Here is a 22741-nt window from a genome sequence, read left to right on the forward strand (position 1 = left end):
CCTCACCTCTGACCTCGCGCGTGCGTTGTAGCGGCGAACAATATGCCTCCCGTCAGCCTTTGCCGAAGAGCCATCGACAGGACGCCCGCGGGACGCGCACAGTGACGTGACCAGCGGGACGGCGCGTCGGCGGGCGGAGCGTGGTGCCGCAGGCAAAGGAGATGCTGTGGTCGCCACCCAGCAGACGACGGACGAGGTACGCACGATCCGCCGGGAGCGGTCACTTTCCTGAAACCAACAGTATGGAGGTTGCCATGACCACGAAGGACGACTCGTCGCGCGGTGATGCCGGCGGGGCCATACCCCGCCTCGCCCCCCTGGCCGAGAACGACTGGGACTCCCGGACCCGCCAACTGCTCTCCCCGGTCGCACGGGATGCCGGAGGCCGGGTTCCCAACGTCTTCACCACCCTCGTCCGCCACCCCGATCTCTACGAGCGGTTCATGCCCTTCGGCGGCTATCTGCTGCGCAGCGGTCGGCTCCCGGGTCGGGTGCGTGAACTGCTGATCCTGCGTACCGCGTGTCTCACCCGGGCCTCGTACGAATGGGGGCGGCACGTCCCGCTGGCGAAGGCGGCCGGCGTCACCGAGGCCGAGATCGAACGCATTCCGCAAGGCCCGGACGCCGACGGATGGGCGGAACTCGAAATCCACCTGTTGCGCGCCGCCGATGAACTCCACCGCGAAGCCCGGCTCTCCGACACCACCTGGGAAGCCCTCTCCGCCCACTATGACGACGCCGACCTGGTCGAAATCACCATGCTCGTAGGCCAGTACCACATGGTGGCGTTCTTGTTGAACTCGGCCGGCACGGAACTCGATCCGGGTTTCGACCCGGCAGGCTTCCCCCCATCCGCCGATGACACCACAGCGACCTCGACCTCGACCTCGTCCCCGACACGCTCCCCCGAAGGGGCATGAGGACATGAGCGACGTCCAGCAACCACCCACCACTGCCGCCCGCCGCCTGACCGGCCGCAGGGTACTGGTCATCGGCGCGGGCACCCGGCCCAGCGACGACCCGGAAGCTCCCGTGGGCAACGGCCGGGCCATAGCTGTCCTCGCCGCACGCGAGGGCGCGGCCGTCGCCTGCGCCGACATCTCAGCCGACACCGCCGCGGCCACCGCCGGACTCGCCTGCGCGGAGGGCGCCGACGCCCTCACCATCGTGGGTGACGCCACGGACCCGACCCAGGCTTCCACAATGATCGCCGAGGCCCGCCGCCGCCTCGGCGGCCTGGACGCCATCGTGGTCAACGTCGGCATCGGCCTGGGCACCGGTCTGGCGAACACCTCGCCCCAGGACTGGGAACGCGTGATGTCGCTCAACCTGGATGCTCCCTTCCTGGCCGCCAAGTACGGCCTGCCCGAACTCGCCGACGGCGGCGCGCTCGTCCTGATCGGCTCGGTCGCCGGACTGCGTGCGGCCACCGGCTCCCCGGCATACGACAGTTCCAAGGCGGCGCTGTTCGGCCTCGTCCGTCATATCGCCAAGGAAGGCGCACCACGCGCCATCCGCGCCAATCTCGTCGTCCCCGGCCTGATCGACACTCCGATGGGCCGCGGCGCCTCCGCACGACGGCCCTCAAGGACCACCTCGTTCGAACGGATCCCACTTGGACGCCAGGGCACAGCCTGGGAAGTGGCCGAGGCCGTCACCTTCCTGCTCTCCGACCGGGCCTCCTACATCACGGGGCAGAGCTTGGTGGTGGACGGTGGCCTGAGCGCGGTCTGAGGCGGGGGAGTGGGGCGGCCGCCGTTGCAGTCAGGAGTCAGCGAGGCATGTGTTGCCCGAGCTTCCGTGCCTTCTCGCGCAGCCCCGCTCCCCAGGCTCGCCACTCGGCCGGAGCGGACATTCCCGTAACGGCGGAAGCCTGCACATCTACCTGTGCGCCTTCCGGGCCGGAACCCAGCTGCGCCCAGTCCACCCCGATCCCGGCACGCTCTGCAAGAACCAGCACGGTGGCGGTGAAGCCTTCACACAGCGCGAGCACGATGGCATGGCTCGCTCTTCGGTGCTGTCTCAGGAGAGCATTGACGAAGGTCTCGAAGGTTGCCGGGTCGATCTCGCATGCGTCGTCCTCCATCGGCCCGATGCCCGACGATAGTCCTAACTCCGCCTCAAAAACCGCTACGCGTCGTTGAAACATGCGGGAAGCTCCGTTGGAGGGGTTCCACAGGGTTTCATCGCCCAGATCGAAGTACTGGCTCATCGCGGCACCTTTCGGGCGATCGTGTGCAGGTAAGCGCATCCAAGCGCATCCAAGCAGGTCGTGGCCACCGCGGTGGCGTCCTCCTGGACAAGTACCAGGCGTAAGTCCCGCGCGCCTCGCCATTTCGTACCAACCGGCCTTATGCGCACGTTCCACCAGGCCCGCACCCGTGCCCTCGCTTCTGGCAATGCGCCTCTGCGAGGGCAGTTCTGATCGCTGCCACCAGCATGAGCCAGTGCTCGCGAACAGGAAGGCAGGCCATACCGTCGAGGTCTTCCTTGAGATCAGGCAGCGAAGAGTGGGAACGGTCGCGGGGAGGGGCGAGGCGGACGATCCTGAAGGTGCTTTTGACCAAGCCGTACTGGTACTGGACCTCGGCGATATCGGCGAGGGGAATCGTGTTCGTCCTGCCTCGCTTTGCCCGAGGGGCGGTGTCACCGAAGGAGAGTCTCACCTTCTCCCCGTCGAAGGACGCCCAACCATGGGTGCCTTCGGCGACGTACGGTGGCGTGCCGGAGCGAACCAACGCACGGGCACATGCACAGGTCTGTGCGGGGGTCGGTTCGTGGGTCTGTGCCGGAACGCGGGTGCTCGGCGCCTTGCCCGCCGCCTCGATGCACCCGCTGATCTGCTCGGCGACAGCCTCAGCCGGTTTCTGGTCGCCCGGCTTGATGAGCAGGGTGTTCAGGCCCTCCCACTCGGTAGCGGGATCCACCGAAGGCTTGAGAAGGTCAGCCCCTTCACGCACCACCGAGGCGTAGAGATTGTTGCCCAATGGGCGAGGCGAGGTGCAACTCAACTCCTGCCAGGGCCGAATACGGGTAGCTGCGGCTCCCCAGCGCCGCCTTCAGACGTCCCGCCTCCTTACCGCCATACGCGAGCTCCACGCGGTCCTCGTAGGCCGCGAGCTTCCCGTCGAATCCACGGACCACGGCGGGCACCTCAGTGACGGCACCGGTACACGGGTCCGACACGTTGACCGACAGGGGCGCCGGGGAGCCACCGGCAGCATCCTCGGAATCCTCGAAATGACACGACCAGAGGCTGCCGGACGGCCGAGTCGGACCGTCTGCCAGTTCTGCGCGCCAACGGTCGATGACCCGCCGGGCAGGGACGTTTCCAGAGCGGACCTGTGTGACCAGCCCGTCTGGAAGACGAGGGGTTCGAGGCTCGGTGTTCCGGCCGTATCGAAGCGGACCGCCGCCCGGATGGTCCTCCTGTCGTACAGCGACAGCATCGTGGGCCATTCCGGCAGCTCGCTGTGGGGGAATTGACCGCGCAGTCGCGCCCGGAGCCGGAATCTCTCGTAGTGGTGACCGTCCCCGCAGACGACGATCAGCAGCCGCTCCAAGGGCAGGTCCGCCAGTACGTGTGCGTACTCCCAGTCCAACCCGTCCGAGTCGCCGGTGGTGATGACCACGAGCGATGCCCTGTGGATGAGTTCGCCGGCGATCCTCTTCCACCCGCTGTCGCGCCGGCGGTAGTAGATGCGCTGCGCACCGAGCTGGGGAAGCCGGTCCGTGGGGTCGCCGATGGCGAGGACGGGTGCGACCTCGGACAGCGCCCTCACCAGCAGTTCCTCCTCACCCAGCTTCGGCATCCCCAGAACGGTCAACGGTCCGTGCGGCACCATGTCGCGGGTGCGAGGATCCACGTCGAATCCACGCAAGTAGAGGATGAACGGCTCCTGTGGGACAACCAGGTCGGTGGAGTCGGCCAGTTCCGTCACATTCTTGGCACCGGCCAGTTGTCGTCCCCGTTGACGTACCCGGAATCCCACACCCACGAGTGCCGCACAGGGATACGCCATCCAGGCATGGCCCTGGAATCCGTAAACGATGCCCAGCGACGACAACAGCATGACGATCGACCCGACGGCGACGAGCACGCCTGCTCTCATCGGGCACCTCGGGTGCGGAACGTGCCCGCTGCTCCGCGACCCAGCACCGCACGTGCGCGGAAGACCCCCGGCTGCGTGCGGTTGGCGGTCTCGGACCAGGCGCTCTGCTGATTCCAGACCCTTGGCATCACGGACCCGTCGCCCTCGACCACCGTCTGAGTTTGCCCGATTCTCGGTCTCAGGGGCAGAGGGCCACCGGAGCCGTCGAGGAGATCAGGCCATGTCCCGCCATACTGTGGCGGGATGGTGTGGCACACGGGCGCCCGGGCCGCTGGACCGGTTTACCGTACGCATCGTGAGAGTTCTGATCCTCGGCGGTAGTGGCTTCTTGGGCTCTGAGCTGGTCGGGCAGGCGGTAGCAGCAGGGCATATGACGGCCGCGACCTATGCGACCAATCCCGGCCACTCTCGCGAGGTTGCCTGGTACGCCCTCGACCTGCGGGAGCCTGGGCGTATCGACGCGGTCATGGCCGAGGTCGGCCCGGACCTTGTCGTCAACGCGTCGAGTGGCGCAGCCGATTGGGCAGTCACGGCCGAGGGCCCGGTCCGGCTGGCGATGGCCTCGGCGGAGTACGGCAGTCGCTTGGTCCATGTTTCCAGCGACGCGGTGTTCTCCGGCGCTCGCGTCCGCTACGACGAGTCCTGCCTGCCTGATCCCCTCACCCCGTACGGGGCGGCGAAGGCCGCGGCGGAAACCGGGGTCCTCCTCACGCATCCGCAGGCCGTCGTCGCCCGTACCTCGTTGATCATCGGCAGCGGCCAGTCCCTCCACGAACGTGCCGTACACGACCTCGCATCCGGTACCCGCGACGGCGCCCTGTTCACCGATGACATCCGCTGCCCGGTACACGTCGCCGATCTCGCCGCGGCCCTCCTGGAGCTCGCATCGCACGACACCGGCGGCATCCACCATCTCGCAGGCGCCGACGCGTTGAGCCGCCACGAGCTCGGCGTCCTCATCGCCAGGCGGGACGGCCTCGACCCCTCCCGCTTGCCCACGGGTCTGCGGGCCGACAGCACACTTCCCGGCGCCCTCGACGTCCGCCTCGACAGCCGCGCAACCCAGCGCAAGCTGCGCACCCCGCTACGCGGCGCCTACCAGTTCCTCACCGCGAAGGTGTGAACGCCTCACCCATATCGCTGTCCCACGACCGAGGCGGACTGCGTGCCTGGGCCGGGTGTGACCGCAGCCGGTCAGGCCGACGGGGAAGGTGCGTCGATCGCCAGACCGTCCACGAGGTCGCGTACGAGACCTGCCGCCTGAGTTCGGGCCTGGTCAGGGTTGTCGGTTTCGGCGATGGCGAGGGACAGTTCGGTGAGGGCGCCGTAGAACGCTCTGGCGATCAGTTCGGCCGGGTGGGGCCGGATGCGGCCGGCGTCGAGCGCGGTCTGCACGATGTCGAGGACCAGGCCGCCGAGATGGCGCTGGTCCAGTGCGCGCCATTGCTGCCAGCCGAGGGCGATCGGGCCTTGCTGGAGGACGATGTGACGGTAGGTGGGTTCCCTGCAGATGTCGAGGAACTCGTCGACGGCGTGGTCGGCTCGCTCGCGCGGGTCCGAGACGGGGTCGATCGCCGCCGTGATGCGCTGCGTTGCCTGACGCTCCAGGTCTTCGAAGACAGCCTCGAAGAGCCCCAGCTTGCCGTTGAAGTGGTGGTAGAGCGCGCCGCGGGTGAGGCCGGCGGTGCGCACCAGCTCTTCCGCCGACACGCTCGCATACTCACGCTCGCTGAAGAGGCGCCGGGCGGTGTCGAGCAGGATGCGGCGGGTGTTCTCCGCGTACTTCTCTCGCAGTGTTTCCACCCGGCATGGATATCACATACGCTTTGCATGTCAGATTCACTCTGTATGTGAGTTCTGGGTGTGAGGTGGCGATGGATAAATCGGTGAACCTCGTGGATGTCGTGGACGTCGTGGTCGTCGGGGCCGGAGTGGCGGGCCTGGTGGCCGCTCGGGACCTGGTTCAGGGCGGGGCGGAGGTACTGGTGCTGGAGGCGCGTGACCGCGTCGGTGGCCGGCTTCTGAACGATGAGTTACCCGGTGGCGCCCCCATCGAGGTGGGCGGGCAGTGGGTCGGCCCGGGACAGGACCGCGTGCTGGCGCTGATCAAGGAACTGGGCCTGCGCACCTACCCCACCTACGCCGACGGCGAGCACATCGCCGAGATGGGCTCCTACCGCTCCCGGTACACGGGCCGAATACCCCGACTGAACCCGCTGGTGCTGGCCGACATCGGACAGGTCCACTACCGCCTGGACCGGCTCGCGCGTCACGTCGCCGCCACCGATCCGTGGCGGGCACCGCGCGCCGAGGAACTGGACACCCAGACCTTCGGCACCTGGCTTCGCAAAACCGCGTACACCGCAGGTGGCCGCGCTTTCTTCCGGCTGGTCACCGAGGGGGTGTTCTCCGCAGAACCCGAGGACATGTCCGCACTGTGGGCCGCCTTCTACGTCGGCGGTGCCGGCGGCCTCGACGCGCTGATCAACACTGTTGGCGGGGCGCAGCAGGACCGCGTGGTCGGCGGAACGCAGCGCATCGCGCTGAGGCTGGCGGAGGAACTCGGTGACCGGGTCGTCCTCGACGCGCCGGTGACCGACATCGACTGGCAGAGCTCGGGCGTCCGCATCGTCACGCGCAGCGGCCGCACCGTGCGCGCCCGCCGGGCCGTGGTCGCGGTGCCACCCCCGCTCGCCGCGCGCATCCGGTTCACCCCGGGCCTTCCGGGCGACCGCGACCAGCTCGTCCAGCGGATGCCGATGGGCAGGGTCATCAAGGTCAACGTCGCCTACGACGAGCCGTTCTGGCGCCGTGCGGGCCTGAGCGGCCAGGCGAACAGCACCGATCGGGCCCTGGGCACGGTGTTCGACAACACGCCGTTCGACGGCTCTCCCGGCGTGCTTGTCGGCTTCCTCGAAGGCCGGCATGCCGATACCGGCGCGCGTATGGGCTTCGACGAGCGGCGCGCGCAGGTGCTCAAGGACCTCGTCGGCTATTTCGGCCCTCGGGCCCGCAACCCGGTCGCCTACCTCGAACGCGACTGGGCGGAAGAGGAGTACAGCCGCGGGTGCTACGGGGCGTTCGCCGTGCCCGGCACCCTCACCCGCTTCGGTCCGGCCCTGCGCAGGCCGGTCGGCCCGCTGCACTGGGCGGGTACCGAGACCGCCACGAAGTGGGCGGGCTACATGGACGGAGCCGCTGAATCCGGCCACCGCGTCGCGGGCGAGATCCTCCCTGAACTCTCCTGATAAGGCGGTCCCGCACCACGTACGGGGAATGCGGGACCGCCGTTATCTCGGCCCGGGGTTAGGAGGCGTGGACGTTCGCGTTGGCACAGGCGTTGGAGTTCGCGTTGGCGTTGGCGAGGTGCACGAGCTCGTCAGCCGGCAGCCGCAGCGGCGCGTTCCTCACCCCGGCGTCGGGACCGTTTGCCGTACATCGTCGTCCACAGAATGAGGGCGCCGAGCACGCCGTACATGAGAATCGGGCTCAAGACCACCACGGTGTCGGTGGTCAGGACGTAGGCCAGCGCGATTCGGACCGCTGCCTCCAGGCAGTAGGCCACGCCCCAGACCGTCGTCATCGTCCGCGTGGTGTTGCGGAATCCTTCGTACTGCCACATGCCGTTCCACCAGGCGGTGCTCGCTGCGGTGCCGTCGGTGGCGAACTTACGGCCGAAGTAGAACATCAGGGGGCGCGGCGCCACCAAGGTCGCCAGGCACAGCAGTCCGAACAACCCGCTGATGGCGGAGTCCTTGACCAGCAGTGCCTGGGTCGAGTGGGAGCCGATGAGAGACACCACTGCGGTGATCACCAAGAACACCAGGGTTACTACGGCGAATTCGTCGAGACGGCGTCGCCACACGAGGTGGACGGCGCTGTCGAGAACCGGCCAGGCACCGCCTGCCAGCAGTGCCGCGAACTCGCTCCAGCCCTGATCCCGCAAGGCGTTGTACGTGATGATCGGGGCGACCACGTTGAGCGCGATGGTGAGCACCCAGCCACTGATGGCAGCGCCTTGGGACCGGGCGGGTGGCCCCGGGCGTTCAGCCGCTTGCGCCTCCTGTGCCGCTTGCGTATCCGGTGTGCCGGGTCTGTCTGGTCCGGTCGTGTTGTCGTGAGCGAGCACGGTCCCCCCTGGGAGTCATGGTGTGTGCGACCCGGGGCACGCAAAACAGGCGCGCGGCAGGAGACAAGCTCCCCAGACCACACGCCAGGCCCCCCCCGATAGGCCGTGATCATGCATGACTGAAAACCATCTGCGCAACTGGCCCTGAGCACTGTGTCCTTCGTGGTGGGGTGAGACAGGCGTTTGTGGTGGCGCAGGGGTGCCACGAGCGGGAGAAAGGCCAGGTAGTTGCAGATATCTCGTTCCTCGCGGAGCGGAGTCTGCGGTCGCCGGACAGGCAGGGGACGGCGCGTCTGATGAGGCGAGGAGAGCCGTCCTCTCGATGGCTGGTCTCTACCCCCTTGAGCGCAATGCGGATGCCGATGCCGATGGGTACTCGGATGCGGATGCGGATGCGGCCGCCGATACCGAGTGGCTTCCCACGGTGTTATTGCGCGTGAGCTCCTCGCTCGCGATCGCCACGAACGTAGGCGTCCCTGCCCCGTAAACCGCCGCCAGCGACGGTTGCCGAGCTCACGCGGCTGCTCGCGCTCGGCGGCAGCGACCATAGGGACCGTGTGCGGCGGTCTCTTTCTATGGCGACGGCGGAGGCGTGCCGGCGTAGATGATCTTGCCGAGGGTGCCGACCACGGACATCGCGGCGACGGCAGCCTCATCACTCCGTCGGTCGAGAGGAGCTCGTGCGGGAGTGCCATGACGGCGATTCGCGGCCAGGCTGAACGTGACGTGCGGCGCGGGAAGGCTGGAGACGATGGTTGGGCGAAGGAAATTCCTCATAGCCGGTGCCATGGGGAGCGCGGCCATGCTTCCGCGGGGTGGCCTGGGAGCGCAGGCGTATGCCACGGCGCCCGCTCACGGGACAGGGTCTGCGGACGCTCCGGTGCCGCAGACCCCTCCGTTGAAGAAGTACGTTGACCCGCTGCCCAGGCCGTTGACAGCCATCCCGGATCCTTCCGTTTATCCGGGCGCCGACTACTACGAGATCACGATGCGACAGAGCTCGTGGCGCTTCCACCGGGATCTCGGGCCGGCAAAGGTGTGGGGTTACTGGGCCACGAACCCGCACGATCCTCGCAAGGCGATCGGCATGGGCTATCTGGGGCCGACCATCAGCGTGACCAGGGACCACCCGACGGTCGCCAAATACCGCAATGAGCTGCCGACCACTCACCTCTTCCAGTTCGTGATCGACGCCATTCGCCACGGCGACCCCCAGCTCACCCCGACTCCTCCGCCGCCCTACAAGAGCGAAATTCCTTTTCCTCCGAATGTCAACGTGTGGAACGTCGTACACCAGCACGGCGGTTTCACCGCGCCACAGTCCGACGGCATGCCGCTGCAGTCATTCAGCCCGGACGGGAGCCACGCCGAGTCCTACACCACCCTGGACCCGAGCCGGGTCACACGCAACGAAGCGATCTGCGGCTACACCAACCACGACCATTCATGCACGCTCTGGTATCACGATCACGGTATGGGAATGACCAGCCTCAACGTCTATGCGGGCCTTGCCGGTCTCTATCTCATTCGTGACCCCGCCGACGAGCGGCTCGGTCTTCCGCAGGGCGAATTCGAGGTCCCCCTCATCCTGCAGGACCGGACCTTCCACCACGACGGCTCGCTTGCCTACACCATGACCCAGAGGGAGGGCGAGGACACCCCAGTCGTCAACGGGAAGGCATACCCTTTCCTGGCCGTCGAGCCGAGGCGCTACCGGCTGCGCATTCTCAACGGTTCGAACGAGCGTTTCTGGCGTTTGAGGTTCGAGGTTCCCAGGGACGTACTGCCGCAGGCCACACTGCCGTTCTGGCTGATCGGCACCGACGGCGGCTTCCGTGCTCCGTTGCAGATGCTGAACTTCCTGATCTCGCCGGCCGAGCGGTACGACCTGATCGTCGACTTCAGCCAGCTGCCCATGGGCACGAGCGTCGCATTGACGAACTACCACGCTCCGGTCCACTTCCCCGGCATGCCGGGCATGGGACCGGAAATCTCGGAAATCATGCAATTCCAGGTCACCAAACCATTGTCCGGAGGTGCGGACCGGACCACGCCGCCGAAGGAACTCAAGCTGCCGGCGGTCGCACCCATCGAGCCGAAACCGCACACCCGCCGACGCGAATGGGTGGTGTACCAGCACCAGCTCTTCGGCACCATGACATTCAACGCGTTGCCGTTCATGGAGCCGTCCGAGGACTTCATCAAGGCGGGCTCGTCCGAGATCTGGGAGTACATCAATCCCAACCACGACGCCCACCCGATGCATGTCCACCTCGTCAACTTCCAGGTGTTGAACAGGCAGCCGATCGACGCGGCCGCCTACCAGGCGGATTACGAAAAGTGGCTTGACGGCGGCCGGAAACCGGCGGACCGGCCGGTGTTGGCGAACTATCTCACCGGCCCACCGATCCCGCCGGACCCGGACGAAGCCCTGTCCTACAAGGACACGGTCAAGGCCTATCCGGAGACGGTGACCAGAATCATCATTGAGGAATTCACCCCGCCGACGGATCCGATCGCGTCGATTCCGGACAGTGGTACCGAGTTCCCGGCGACCTACGTCCACCACTGTCACCTTCTCGAACACGAAGACGACGACCTGATGCGCCCGTGGACGATCGTCAGCAACGGCGACCACCGTGCCCACAGCGACCACCGGAAAGATAGCCGGAGAAACAGCCGGAAGCAGCCGGAAACAGCCGGAAAGAGTCGGGCCCCCACAGCGCCTTTCTGGGAACGGTGAATACAGCCCGGCTGCAACATCGAAGCGGCATTCCGCCCTAATTCATATCCCTTGTAGACTGAGCCGCCTTCGGGCTTGCCGTCCAGATCAATCGTGATAATCGAAGGTTGCGCCAGATGAAATCCGTGGACCTGAACCTCCTCACCGCACTTGACGCCCTGCTGGAGGAGGGGAGCGTCACCGGGGCCGCGGAACGGTTGCGCACGTCCACACCGACGATGAGCCGGACTCTGGCCCGGTTGCGGCGGGCCTTCGGTGACCCGCTCCTGGTCCGTGCGGGCCGTCAGATGGTGCCGACGCCCCGCGCCCTGGCAGTCCGTGACCAGGTGCGTTCACTGGTCGAGCAGGCCACCGGGATGTTCCTGGCAACTGGTGCGCCGGACCTGGCCTCACTGAAGACGACCTTCACCGTGCAGGCCAACGACATGGTGCTCGGGGCGCTCGCCCAACCCTTGCTGAGCACCATCCACCGCCAGGCGCCCCATGTCACGATGAGGTTCGTACCGGAGGGCTCGGGCGACAACACCCCGATACTGCGCGAGGGTGCCGCCGACATCGTGGTCGGTGCGGCCGACTCCGCCTCCGCGGAGGTCAACAGCGAACGGCTCCTCGTCGACCGGGTGCGGGCCGTGGTGCGTGCCGGACATCCGCTGCTGCGCGGCGAGATGACCCGCGAGCGGTTCGCCGCGGCCCAGCACCTCAGTGTCTCCCGGCGCGGCCGGCTCGCCGGTCCGATCGACGACCACCTCGCCGAGCACGGGCTGCGCCGGCAGGTGGTCTCCGTCGTACCGAGCTGGGCCGCCTCCTGGCACATGCTCGCGCAGAGCGACCTGGTGGGGCTGGCTGCCGAAAAGCTCAGCCGCCAGGCCGTCGCCCTCCTCGATCTGCGCACGGTGAGCATCCCGCTGCAGCTCCCGCCGATAGTCATCGCGCAGTCCTGGCACATCCGGCATCAGGCCGACCCCACCCACACCTGGTTCCGGCACTGCGTCCGCAGCGTCTTCGAGAACTGGCAGCGCGACGGAGACGCCGACGGAAGCCCCCAGGCCCACACTCGGGGCGGCGGTGAACCCGCCTCATCCTGAAGCAGTCTGAACCACTTCTCGTGAAGAATTCTGCACCGCTTCCCATCCATGGATTGCCGTCAGAGGCAATGGTGCGTTATCAGGATTGCATTTTGTGATTTCTGGGCCCCCGGATACCGTTGAACGGACACCTCTTAATTGGTGACTCCCGGTTGGTGCCGGGAGGAGAATTCATCCCTGCGCGGAAATCCGGCCCAGGTGTTCCCTTGCCTGAAACGCGCCGCGCGGATTTCACAACGAGTTGGGCGGCTGGTGCTGGATATGCAGAGCAACGATTACGACGTGCTTATCGCCGGTGGTGGACCGGTCGGCCTGATGCTCGCCGGCGAGCTGCGGATGTATGGGGTGTCCACGCTGGTCGTGGAGCGTCTCAAGCCCGGGGCCCACGAGCCGAGGACACTGACGATCCACGCCCGCACCCTTGAACTCATGGACCGTCGGAATCTGCTCGCCGACTTCATGGCAGCAGAAAAGGGCACGGCCCATCTGGACGAATACCGCCGCCGTCTGGCGAACGACTCCGCGCGCGGACACTTTGCCGGCCTGTTCGTACTGGGCCGTGGTACCGCCACCCCCGAACAACCCCGAGAACTCGCGGTGCCTCGTGAGGCCCTCGAGACCGTTCTCACCCGCCGAGCGACGGAGGTCGGGGCCGTCGTCCGTCACGGGGCCCAAGTCGTGGGGTTCGAGCAGGACGCCGGCGGTGTGTCCGTCACGGTGGAGGAGGCGCAGGGCACGAGCGTGATCCGGGCCGGCTACCTGGTCGGCTGCGACGGCGGACGCAGCACCGTACGCAGGCTCGCCGGCATCGACTTCCCGGGCACCGCACCGCAGTTGGTGAGCTGGATGGGCCTCGGCGTGGTCACCGATGAGGGCCGCCTGCCCATGGGCTGGCAGCGCAACGAGCGCGGCTGGTTCATGCGGATGCCCGACGGCCGGATCTCCACCACCGAGTGGGATCTCCCCCTCCCCGACACCCCGCCCACCGCCCAGGAGTTGATCGACTCCGTCCACCGTGTGACTGGCGAGCGCATCGAGTTCACCGACGTCCGCTTCCTCTCCCGCTTCACCGACAGCACGCGCCTGGCTGCGCAGTACCGCACGGGGCGCGTCCTGCTGGCCGGAGACGCGGCACACGTACACTTCCCCGCGGGTGGGCAGGGAGCCAACCTCGGCATCCAGGACGCGGTGAACCTCGGCTGGAAGCTCGCCGCCGCCTGCCAGGGCCGCCCCGGGTTGCTGGATACGTACGACGCCGAGCGTCGCCCGGTCGCCGAGCGGGTCCTGCACAACACCCGCGCCCAAGTCGCGCTGATGCGCCCCGGCGCCCAAGTCGACGCGCTGCGCGAACTGTTCACCGAACTCATGGGCTTCGACGAGGTCAACGACTACCTGACCGACGGCGTTTACGGCACCGACGTCCACTACGGCGGCAGCGACGACGTGCGCGTGGGCGCCTTCGTCGCCGACCGGGAGCTCAAGACGGACTCCGGGCCCGTACGCCTGGCCGAGCTGCTGCGCGAGGGCCGCCCGCTGCTGCTGGACCTCTCCGGCACCTCCGCGGCCGTCCGCTTCGCCGAGCCCTGGAGTGACCGGGTGCGGGCCGTCGCCGCCCCGGACACCGACGCGGAGGCCGCCGTCCTGCTCATCCGCCCCGACGGCCACCTCGCCTGGGCCGGCGACGAACCCGTCCGTGGCGAAGACCTGCACACCGCCCTGACCGACTGGTTCGGCCCCGCCCGCCCCAGCAACTACCGGAGTACCCCATAACTGGCGGATTCTGTCTGGTCATTGACGTCACCCGGCCGCCCATATCCGGCCGGGCTTCCCGCCCCGCCGCCCACTGTCTGCCCGCTCCTCGCAGGAGGACCCCGTGCCCCTAGCACTGGCCGCACTCACCCTGGCCGCCTTCGGACTCGGCACCACCGAGTTCGTCGTGATGGGTCTGCTGCCGACCATCGCGCACAGCCTGAACGTCTCCATCCCCGATGCCGGATACCTGGTCTCGGCGTACGCCCTCGGGGTGGTCGTCGGCGCCCCGCTGCTCACTCTGGCCGCCCGGCGGCTGCCCGCCAAGACCACGCTGCTGTGGCTGATGGGCCTGTTCACCGTCGGCAACGTCACCACCGCGCTCGCCCCCAACGAGCCGGTCATGCTGGTGACGCGGTTCGTGGCCGGGCTCCCGCACGGGGCCTTCTTCGGCGTGGGCGCCGTCGTCGCCGCGGGCATGGTCCCGGCCGGCCGCACCGCCAAGGCGGTGTCGATGATGTTCCTCGGCCTCGCACTGGCCAACATCGCCGGCGTCCCCCTCGGCACGTATCTCGGCACCACCCTGGGCTGGCGCTCGGCGTTCGTGGTCGTGGCCCTCATCGGCGTGCTCAGCCTGATCGCCATCGCGCTGATGATCCCACGACAGCAGAAAGCAGCCCCGAACGATGTCCGCGCCGAACTCGCCGCGTTTCGCAGCCGGGACGTGTGGTTCGCGCTGGGCCTCGTCACGGTCGGCTTTGCCGGCATCTTCACCGTCTACAGCTATGTGGCCCCGCTGCTGACCGAGGCCACTGGCTTCACCTCCGCCTCGGTCAGCTACCTGTTGGTGCTGCTGGGTGTGGGCATGACGGTGGGCAATGTCCTCGGCGGCCGCGCCGCCGACCGCGAGCTGGTCCCCAGCCTGTACACGGCCCTGGCGTCGCTGACCGTCGTCCTGGTGCTGTTTGCGCTGGCCACGCCGATGAAGGTCACCGCGGCCATCGGGCTCTTCGCCGCCGGCGTCGCCGGATTCAGCCTCGGCCCGATCATGCAGACCTACGTCATGAGCAAGGCCCCCGACCATGCCTCGCTGGTCTCCGCTTCCGTCCAGTCCGCGTTCAACATCGCCAACTCCCTCGGCGCCTACCTCGGCGGCCTCGTCCTCTCCGCCGGCCTCGGTTACACCTCACCGGTCTGGCTCGGCGCCCTGCTCGCCCTGGCCGGACTCGTCCTGGCCGTCGCCATCACCGCGACCACCCGCCGCGGACAGGCCACCGTGACCCAATCCGTACCGCCGCAGCCCCAGCTGAACCATCGGGAATGAACGGAGAGGGCCAGAGGGGCCGGAGCTGTCGGGAGCCACCGGCGCGCGTGACGCTCCCGCGTCTGCCGGGATGGTCTGCGGTAAGGGGGCCTCAGCGGGATCGGATCGACGGTATGCCTTTGACCAGCGGGCAGCGCCCGGGATCGGGTGCCATTCCGACGGCGGCCCGATCCGGTGGTCTGAGCCGGTGGTGTGGCCGGCGGTCCGAGCCGGTGGTGTGGGCCGTTGGTGGCAACGTATCCAACGCTTGCTTGCGCCTGCTGCTGGCGCACCCGCCCACGTCGAACAATGGGCCCGGTCCAGACGCAAGGGTGTGTTTGCGCGGCATCGAGAGGAACGAGCGATGGGCAGAGCCGGACATCCGGATCGTAGGGCGTTGCTTGGCATCGGACTGGCGGGCGCCGCGGCCGCGCTCACGGGGTGCTCTTCGACGAGGACCGCGTCGACGACCAACGCATCGCCCGAAGCACGGGCCGTCCAGACGGCCACCGCATCGCCCCAAGCACGGCCGACCACCCCCGCCGCGGCATTCGCGCGGCTGATGGCAGGTAACGGGCGCTGGGTGAGCGGAGACCTTCACCACCCCGACCGGGACCCGAACCGGCGTCAGCTCGTGGCCCAGACACAGGAGCCGTTTGGGTCGATCCTCTCGTGCATCGACTCCCGAGTACCGCCGGAACTCCTCTTCGACACCGGCCTGGGTGACCTCTACGTGATGCGCACGGGGGGAGAGGCGGTCGACCCGGTGGTCACGGGCTCTGTCGAGTACGGGCCCATGACAAGTGGCACCCCGCTCGTCATGGTCCTCGGGCATCAGCGCTGCGGCGCCATCGAGGCGGCGTACAAGTCCCTTCGGGACGGCAAACCGCTGCCCGGCAACCTGCAGGCGATCGTCAAGGCCCTGCAACCGGCATACGAGCAGGCCGTCCGCGAAGGTGGCGGCGACCCGGTCGAGACCATGGCTCGCGCGCAGGTCAAGCTGACCGCAGCCGATCTACGCTCCAACCAGGATCTGGCCCCGCTCGTGAAAAAGGGCACCCTGGCCGTGGTCGGCGCCTACTACTCACTCGACACCGGCAAGGTGGAAGTCCTGGGCGGCGCACCCTCCTGATCGGCCGGCCAGACATGCGGGCTTGATAGCACTGGGCCGGGCGGTCTTGATGTCCCGTCCCTATGGATCCCAGGCGACCAGGGTGGCTCCAGGTCGGTGAAGGGATTCCCGGCGTAGAAGTCAGCCTCGGTATTGGGGGTTTGGTCGGTGCCGTTGGTGGTGCTGGATGCAGGCGGTAGCGTCAGGTCTCATACCGACGTGACGGGCGTGCTCGGGTGCACCTCACGTTCGATGCGCGGCATGACCTCGGGAACGTAGATGTCCTGGATAGCCGTGCCGGAGCCGTGGGTGTTCCAATGGTCCCGACTCGCCCAGCGCTCGACCAGGACAAATCGCGCGGCATCCTCGTCCGATTGGTACGCCTCCCAGCTGACGCAGCCGTCTTCGGCCAGACACAGCGGACGCATACGGGCCAGAGCGTCCGCAACGTGGGCTATCTCTTCGGCCTTGGGCACGCGGATGATGACGATGAGGTCGAACACCATTGCTCCTCGATCGAGGGCGGACACAGCCCGAGCACCCTATCGCGACTGCCAGCTGACCTGCGGAGACGCCGTGGAACGGGAACCCTGGGCCGCGCCGTCGAAGTTCTGCCGAGGGTGCCGGCGGTACGAGAAGCCAAGCGCTTGACCCTCACGTGGCGTCATGCCTCATTGTCGGTGGCGTGGAAGAGCACCTGACCGTGGGGCATGTGGCCAAGCTGGCCGGCGTGAGCGTCCGCACCCTGCATCACTACGACGGGATCGGCCTCGTGCAGCCGTCCGCGCGGACCGCGGCCGGATACCGGGCCTACTCGGCGGGGGACGTGGAGCGACTACGGGAGGTGCTCGCCTACCGGCGGCTGGGTTTCGGCTTGCGCGAGATCGCGGATCTGGTTGACGACCCCACCACCGACGCAGTCGCGCACCTGTACCGGCTGCGCGGCCTGCTGCTGGAGCAGCGCGACCGCGCTGCTGCGATGGTGACGGCCATAGACAGGGAACTGGAGGCACGGGCGATGGGGATCAGAACGAGCCCGGAGGAACAACTGGGAGCGTTCGGCGCCCAGTTGTACGAAGCCATCGGGTCCGCTTACCCAGCGACGCGACGCACCGAGCCGCGGATCGCCGCGAGGATCTGGGAGGCGCTCGGGGACGCGCGGACGGTACTGAACGTCGGGGCCGGCACCGGCTCCTACGAGCCGCCCGACCGCGACGTCACGGCGGTGGAGCCATCGGCGGTCATGCGGGCACAGCGTCCCGCGGGCGCGGCGCCGTGCGTGGCCGCCAGCGCGGACAGCCTGCCGTTCGAGGACCAGTCCTTCGACGCCGCGATGGCGGTCAGCACCGTTCATCACTGGCCGGACCCGGTCGCCGGGCTGCGGGAGATGCGACGCGTGGCCCGCCGCGTGGTGGTGTTCACGTACGACGCCAGTGCCCCCGGCTGGCGTGAGCGGTTCTGGCTCACCCGCGACTACCTGCCTGAATTCGCTGACGTTCTTACCGGTTGGCCTTCACTGGCCGACCTGACCCGCGCGATCGGGGGCCGCGCGGAGCCGGTCCTCATCCCATGGGACTGCGCTGACGGCTTCTTCGAGGCCTACTGGCGTCGACCCGAGGCGTACCTGGACGACCATGTGCGCCGCGCGGTATCGGTATGGACCAGAGTCGGACCGGAGGCCGAGCAGCGGGCGGTGAACAGCCTCCGCGACGACCTCTCCTCAGGCCGGTGGGCCGAGCGCAACCGCGACCTCGTCGCCCTCGACGCGGCGGAACTCGGCCTCCGCCTCCTCGTAGCCTGAACCACCGTGTGCGAGAACGCCGTTGCCTTCGGGCGTTCTTACGCGGCTGGTGGGTGGCTGACCGGCGGATCACGTGACTGTCTCGGGTTGCCGTTGTTGGCATGCTGCGCGCCGGGTGGCGGTGCTCCAACGCACGTTCTAGCCCGGGGAGTTAGGCCATGGCATTGAACCCGACCCACCCGTCGCCCAGAATGTGGTCGGCCGCCATGGGGGTGGTCCCAGGAACATGGTGGTGCTTGCGATGCCGGCAGTGAATGTGTCGAGGATCGACCGTCGCGTAAGGGGCGAGGTGGCCCGGAGGGGGCTGTTCCTCGTCTCACCGGACCCGGAGCCCTCCCAACGGGATGTTGTTGTCTTCGTATGCACGGACCCGGACCCCGGAGACTGCGGTTTCACCCGGGTGGGACACGTGTCCACAGCGACCGGGGCGAATCACGCGGTCTACGTGATGGACGGCCGTGATCGCAGCGCAGCCGTATCGCTCGCCCAGATCCGAGCCCCCTTCCCGACCTGGGAAGACGGGATCATGGCGGTGCTCGCCGCGTTCGATCGCTGGGGCTGACGCAGGCTGCGGGGCCCGCCGTGTGAGTGGCGATCGCGTCGTCCGGCTGGTGGTGGGTGGGTCACCCGTGTCGACCTGGTCATCCGCGCCGGACGGTGACGGCCCCCGCAGCCGGCTGGGCTCGTGTCACCCGGCCCCGTGCGCCAGCCCGTCGCGGGCCCGGTACGGCCCGGCCGGCGGCGGGTCCGAAATCCCCCCTGCGGACGATGGTGTCTCGGACCTGGGGACGACGGCACGCCGCAGGCGGTCGCCTAGCATCCGGGTCATGAACAGTGAGCTCTTCGCCGCCGAGTACATGGCACAGCCGGCCACCGCGCCGGGCATGACACAGCAGAACGCGAAGTCGATCAAGTACGCGGTGAACGGCGAGTGCTACGCGCGGCAGGGCGCGATGATTGCCTTCCGCGGTGACCTGCACTTCGAGAAGCAGGGCCAGGGGGTCGGCAATTTCCTCAAGCGTGCCGTGACCGGCGAGGGACTGGCGCTGATGACCGTGCGGGGCCAGGGCGAGGTGTGGTTCGCGCACGAGGCGGCCAACTGCTTCATCCTGGACCTGGCGCCCGGCGACAGCATCACGATCAACGGCCGCAATGTGCTGTGCTTCGACCCGTCCCTCTCGTATGAGATCAAGGTGGTCAAGGGCGCTGGTATGGCCGGCGGCGGAATCTTCAACTCCGTCTTCACCGGCCAGGGCAAGCTCGGCGTGATGTGCGAGGGCAACCCCATCGTCATACCCGTCTCCCCGCAGGCCCCGGTCTTTGTCGACACCGATGCGGTGGTCGGCTGGAGCAGCGCCCTGCAGACCTCACTGCACCGTTCCCAGAGCATGGGGTCGATGCTCCGCGGCGGATCCGGCGAGGCGGTCCAATTGCGCCTGGACGGAGAGGGGTTCGTGATCGTACGCCCGAGTGAACTGCGCCCGGAGAAGGCCGCCGGGAACTGATCCGCACGTACGCGGGTGAGGCCGTTGGTCAGGGTGGGGCGCCCCGGGCATAGCGCGGGACGAACGAAACCTTGACCAGCGGGAGCCGCGGCGACCCTCGGCTCGGCGGGCGCAGCGCCTTCCCGGGCCCCGGTGGCTGCGTTGCGGTCGCTGGTCGGCGCACCCGCACCCCTCCCTCCGACTCGTCTCCCAGATCGATTGTCAGTGGTGGGTGAGACGATCGAGGCATCGAGTCGGAACAAGGGGGAGCGGCTATGTCCGGAAACCAGAACTACATCAATCACGTTGCTCTTGTGCTGGATGCCAGTTCGTCGATGTCACACCTGAGCCGCAAGGTCGTCGACGTCGCCGACCAGCAAATCGCTTATCTGGCCCGCCGGTCGCAGGAACTGGACCAGGAAACCCGCGTCACGGTGTACGTCTTCGCCGACACGGTGGAGTGCGTCATCTACGACAAGGACGTGCTGCGGATGCCGTCCCTGAAGCAGCTGTACCGGGTCGGCGGAATGACGGCTCTGCTGGCGGCCACGCTGAAGTCGCAGCGGGAGCTCGCGCAGACAGCTCAACTGTACGGCGACCACAGCTTCCTGACGTTCGTGCTGACTGACGGGCAGGAGAATGCAAGTCATTGCTGTGTGGACGCCCCGGCCAGGGATCCGCATGAACTGATTCGCGCCGTGGCCAAGATGATCGAGACGCAGGAGGACAACTGGACGCTAGCCGTCCTTGTGCCGGACCAGATGGGCAAGCGCGAGGCCACGCAGTGCGGTTTCCCGAAGGACAACATCGCCATCTGGGATGCCACGAGCACACAGGGTCTGGAAGAGGCCGGGCAGGTCATCCAGCAGGCAACCGAAAAGTTTATGGTGGGTCGCAGCCAGGGCATCCGGGGATCGCGGGCGGTGTTCTCCATGGGTGCCGAGGCCGTCAACAAGGACACCATCGAGGCAGCCGGTCTCACCCCGGTGGATCCGTCCGGATACCAGCTGATTCCGGTGGCGCGCGAAGCGGCGATCCGGGAGTGGGTCGTCGAAAGCGGCCACACTTACCGTACCGGTTGTGCGTTCTACCAGCTGAGTAAGTCGGAGAAGATCCAGGCGAAGAAGCAGATCGCGGTGCTGGAGAAGAAGACGGACCGGGTGTACACGGGGCCGGAGGCTCGGGCGCTGCTCGGCCTGCCGGACGTGGAAGTTCGCGTCAAGCCGGACCACAACGACGACTTCACGATCTTTGTGCAGAGCACCAGCGTGAACCGCAAGCTGGTACCGCAGACCCGGCTCCTCCTGATGAGCTGACGCCTCGGGAGCCCCGCCGGTTGACGGGGCTCCCTTTGCGTTGAGCACGCCTTGAGGTGGCCGTACGCGCTGGCCGGCCGTCATGGCCTGATATCAGATTCGGAAACCCAGACGGGCGGTCAGTGCTTGCCTCTGCTCAGGTGTGGCGAGGACCACGATGGTCTCGTAGACGCGGTATCTGTCGCGGTCGAAGTCGACGGTGTGCCATTGGCGGGTGTCGTCGTCGCGGGCGGTGCAGGCGATGGCGTTGCAGGCGGCCTCGTGGTCGTAGTAGTGCTCCGCGAAGTGTTCGGCTTCGATGGAGACGGCTTCTCCGTCCCGTTCGAACTCCAACGTATCGAACCGACCGTCCTCCAACTCCTCTTCGCCCTCGATGAGCCGGACGTTGGAGATCGTGACCGAATGGCCCGCGACCTCGGAGGCTTCTTCCATAAGAGCCTCGTAATCGTCGTATATGGAGCCGATGCCTTCGGCGTGAACCGAGACCGCGACCCCGAAGTGTACGAGTGCCATGGCCGCCTCATATTGGCGCACTTCCTTGTGTGCCCAGTCTGCTGCCTCTTCGAGGCCATGGCGCCACCGTTCCTCGGACACCATGCCGATCTCGTGAAGGGTTTCGCCCACTTGCGCGTAGGTAAACGATGAAGTGAATGACGTGGCGTTCGACATGGCGACGATCTTTCCATGAAGCGGAATCAGTTGGGTTCCACTTCGAAAAGCTCACCTCATGGGCCACGGTTTGAGTCGGAGCGTGCCGTCAATCCTGGCGCCACCACAGAGGAAGTACGTGCCGCCGCTGTGTTTCTTGGCGATCGGGTTCAACGGGGCGCCGGAGGACAGTCGCACCGGTTCCACGTGGCTGAGCGGGCCGAAGGCCGCGACGAGGGTGTCGAATTCGAAGGGTGAATCGGCCAGTTGCGCGGCTTCAGGGTCGACATTGAGACGGTTGAGCAGGGATGCGGAAGTCTGCACGAGTGGTCCCTACAGGGGGCTCTGGCGGGTTGGGCCGGAGGTTGCGGCCGTGCCGGTCACCGCGACACGGCGAACGGTGCTGCTGCGTCACCTGTGGCTACTCGTCGCTGCTCTGGCCTTGCTCCGTAGGTGTGGTGATCCCAAGGTCGATACGCATGACGTGCCGCATTCTCCACAAGGCGTCCCAAAGCCTTCTCGTGTCCTCCCGGGCGGCTGCCACGCTCTCTTCCTGCGCGGCGATGCCTCTGTCGAGCCGTTTCAGTAAGCCGTAGAGATCGCCCAAGCCACGGTTCACCGTACTGGCTGCCGCCAACACCTCGTCAGGCAACACCATTTGGGCCTCGGCGTGGCGCACACGGTGGTCCCGGCGGGCCCGGTCCAGATCCGACCGTAATTCCTCGGTCACCTCACCCGCTTGCAGGGCGTGGAGGAAGTTCGTCGTCACGGTGATGTAGTCGCGGGTACCGGCGTTGAGGGCGGCGTAGCACGTGCGCCGTGCCTGGAGCTGAGCCTGTCGAGCGGCGTACTCGCGTTCCTCGTCCTGGAGCCGCTTGGCATGCGCCAGATCACGTGCCCTGGCCCGGTCAGCGCTGCGCTGTGTGAGCAGTGCTGACGCGAGCGTGCCGCCGATCCCCAGAACTGCGACCGCGAACTCGCTGATTGAGCTACCCATGGCTACCCATGCCGCCCCCGGTTCCGCTTGGCCCGCAGCGACTGTACTGGGAAGCCGGCGTTCGCTGGCGGGCGCACACCTGGATCGGGGCAGCGCCCGGCGGCGAGTTCCGCCGGCCATCGTTGCTTGCGGTCGAGCCGTCGGACGAGCCGGCCAATCGACGCGGTGGCCCGGGCAGCGGACCACCCCGGCGGCCAGATGACAACTCCTCTTTACCTCGGGCTTGCCACTGGGTATGGACCGCGACGACGACTACGGGCACC

General features: G+C 67.6%; 22 protein-coding genes. 13 read left to right on the plus strand and 9 right to left on the minus strand.

Features of this window, described 5'->3' with window-relative positions; genetic code table 11:
• Positions 1-254: 254 nt before the first annotated feature.
• On the plus strand, positions 255-920 hold the full coding sequence (locus AB0E02_RS02410) for a carboxymuconolactone decarboxylase family protein (protein WP_362135069.1): 666 nt from the start codon (positions 255-257) through the stop codon (positions 918-920).
• 4 nt (positions 921-924) lie between these two features.
• Positions 925-1734 carry an SDR family oxidoreductase gene (locus AB0E02_RS02415; RefSeq protein WP_362135071.1) on the plus strand — a complete coding sequence of 270 codons (810 nt, stop codon included), beginning with the start codon at positions 925-927 and terminating at the stop codon, positions 1732-1734.
• 37 nt (positions 1735-1771) lie between these two features.
• Here AB0E02_RS02415 and AB0E02_RS02420 read toward each other — a convergent pair whose 3' ends face one another.
• The 3 genes from AB0E02_RS02420 to AB0E02_RS02430 form a co-directional block, all read right to left on the minus strand.
• Positions 1772-2212 (minus strand): DUF6086 family protein, encoded by a 441-nt coding sequence (locus AB0E02_RS02420; protein ID WP_362135073.1) that lies wholly within the window; start codon positions 2210-2212, stop codon positions 1772-1774.
• A 139-nt stretch (positions 2213-2351) separates the two neighbouring features.
• Positions 2352-2987, minus strand: coding sequence for a DUF4429 domain-containing protein (locus AB0E02_RS02425; protein WP_362135075.1), 636 nt, complete (start codon positions 2985-2987; stop codon positions 2352-2354).
• Positions 2988-3059: 72 nt separating this feature from the next.
• Entirely contained in the window at positions 3060-4100 is a 1041-nt protein-coding gene (locus tag AB0E02_RS02430) for a hypothetical protein (RefSeq protein WP_362135077.1), read from the minus strand.
• A gap of 307 nt (positions 4101-4407) precedes the next feature.
• Between AB0E02_RS02430 and AB0E02_RS02435 the strand changes: the two genes are divergently transcribed.
• A complete protein-coding gene (locus tag AB0E02_RS02435; protein WP_362135079.1) occupies positions 4408-5235 on the plus strand; it encodes a sugar nucleotide-binding protein in 828 nt (275 codons plus the stop codon).
• A 71-nt stretch (positions 5236-5306) separates the two neighbouring features.
• On the opposite strand, the gene AB0E02_RS02440 is transcribed toward AB0E02_RS02435, so the two are convergent.
• Positions 5307-5915 (minus strand): helix-turn-helix domain-containing protein, encoded by a 609-nt coding sequence (locus AB0E02_RS02440; protein ID WP_362135081.1) that lies wholly within the window; start codon positions 5913-5915, stop codon positions 5307-5309.
• Positions 5916-5998: 83 nt separating this feature from the next.
• On the opposite strand from AB0E02_RS02440, the gene AB0E02_RS02445 reads away from it, so the two are divergent.
• Positions 5999-7360: an FAD-dependent oxidoreductase gene (locus tag AB0E02_RS02445; RefSeq protein ID WP_362135083.1), complete on the plus strand. Its 1362-nt coding sequence runs from the start codon at positions 5999-6001 to the stop codon at positions 7358-7360.
• A gap of 131 nt (positions 7361-7491) precedes the next feature.
• On the opposite strand, the gene AB0E02_RS02450 is transcribed toward AB0E02_RS02445, so the two are convergent.
• Positions 7492-8109: a VC0807 family protein gene (locus tag AB0E02_RS02450; protein WP_362135085.1), complete on the minus strand. Its 618-nt coding sequence runs from the start codon at positions 8107-8109 to the stop codon at positions 7492-7494.
• Between the two features lie 1030 nt (positions 8110-9139).
• On the opposite strand from AB0E02_RS02450, the gene AB0E02_RS02455 reads away from it, so the two are divergent.
• The 5 genes from AB0E02_RS02455 (at position 9140) to AB0E02_RS02475 (ending at position 16253) form a co-directional block, all read left to right on the plus strand.
• Positions 9140-10984 carry a multicopper oxidase domain-containing protein gene (locus AB0E02_RS02455; protein WP_362135087.1) on the plus strand — a complete coding sequence of 615 codons (1845 nt, stop codon included), beginning with the start codon at positions 9140-9142 and terminating at the stop codon, positions 10982-10984.
• Between the two features lie 116 nt (positions 10985-11100).
• A complete protein-coding gene (locus tag AB0E02_RS02460) occupies positions 11101-12069 on the plus strand; it encodes a LysR family transcriptional regulator (protein ID WP_362135089.1) in 969 nt (322 codons plus the stop codon).
• Between the two features lie 261 nt (positions 12070-12330).
• The gene (locus tag AB0E02_RS02465; RefSeq protein ID WP_362135091.1) at positions 12331-13839 is read left to right on the plus strand and encodes an FAD-dependent monooxygenase; all 1509 of its coding nucleotides are present in this window, start codon (positions 12331-12333) and stop codon (positions 13837-13839) included.
• Between the two features lie 103 nt (positions 13840-13942).
• Positions 13943-15142 carry an MFS transporter gene (locus AB0E02_RS02470; protein ID WP_362135093.1) on the plus strand — a complete coding sequence of 400 codons (1200 nt, stop codon included), beginning with the start codon at positions 13943-13945 and terminating at the stop codon, positions 15140-15142.
• A 376-nt stretch (positions 15143-15518) separates the two neighbouring features.
• Positions 15519-16253, plus strand: a complete 735-nt coding sequence (locus tag AB0E02_RS02475) for a carbonic anhydrase (protein WP_362135095.1) — start codon at positions 15519-15521, stop codon at positions 16251-16253.
• Between the two features lie 188 nt (positions 16254-16441).
• Here the strand turns inward: AB0E02_RS02475 and AB0E02_RS02480 are convergent, their stop codons facing one another.
• Positions 16442-16738, minus strand: a complete 297-nt coding sequence (locus AB0E02_RS02480) for an antibiotic biosynthesis monooxygenase (protein WP_362135097.1) — start codon at positions 16736-16738, stop codon at positions 16442-16444.
• A 206-nt stretch (positions 16739-16944) separates the two neighbouring features.
• Here AB0E02_RS02480 and AB0E02_RS02485 point away from each other — a divergent pair, with 206 nt between their 5' ends.
• The 4 genes from AB0E02_RS02485 to AB0E02_RS02500 all read left to right on the plus strand — a co-directional run bounded on the left by AB0E02_RS02485 (position 16945) and on the right by AB0E02_RS02500 (position 20833).
• Positions 16945-18033: a MerR family transcriptional regulator gene (locus AB0E02_RS02485; protein WP_362135099.1), complete on the plus strand. Its 1089-nt coding sequence runs from the start codon at positions 16945-16947 to the stop codon at positions 18031-18033.
• 409 nt (positions 18034-18442) lie between these two features.
• On the plus strand, positions 18443-18595 hold the full coding sequence (locus tag AB0E02_RS02490) for a hypothetical protein (protein ID WP_362135101.1): 153 nt from the start codon (positions 18443-18445) through the stop codon (positions 18593-18595).
• Positions 18596-18860: 265 nt separating this feature from the next.
• Entirely contained in the window at positions 18861-19538 is a 678-nt protein-coding gene (locus AB0E02_RS02495) for an AIM24 family protein (RefSeq protein ID WP_030410120.1), read from the plus strand.
• A gap of 254 nt (positions 19539-19792) precedes the next feature.
• Complete coding sequence (locus AB0E02_RS02500; protein ID WP_362135104.1) at positions 19793-20833, plus strand: vWA domain-containing protein; 1041 nt, start codon at positions 19793-19795, stop codon at positions 20831-20833.
• 93 nt (positions 20834-20926) lie between these two features.
• On the opposite strand, the gene AB0E02_RS02505 is transcribed toward AB0E02_RS02500, so the two are convergent.
• The 3 genes from AB0E02_RS02505 to AB0E02_RS02515 form a co-directional block, all read right to left on the minus strand.
• Positions 20927-21502 (minus strand): hypothetical protein, encoded by a 576-nt coding sequence (locus AB0E02_RS02505; RefSeq protein ID WP_362135106.1) that lies wholly within the window; start codon positions 21500-21502, stop codon positions 20927-20929.
• 51 nt (positions 21503-21553) lie between these two features.
• Positions 21554-21805, minus strand: coding sequence for a hypothetical protein (locus tag AB0E02_RS02510; protein ID WP_362135108.1), 252 nt, complete (start codon positions 21803-21805; stop codon positions 21554-21556).
• A gap of 97 nt (positions 21806-21902) precedes the next feature.
• Complete coding sequence (locus AB0E02_RS02515; protein WP_362135110.1) at positions 21903-22478, minus strand: hypothetical protein; 576 nt, start codon at positions 22476-22478, stop codon at positions 21903-21905.
• Between the last annotated feature and the right edge of the window lie 263 nt (positions 22479-22741).

The organism is Streptomyces sp. NPDC048196, assembly GCF_040652715.1.
GTDB lineage: Bacteria > Actinomycetota > Actinomycetes > Streptomycetales > Streptomycetaceae > Streptomyces > Streptomyces siderophoricus.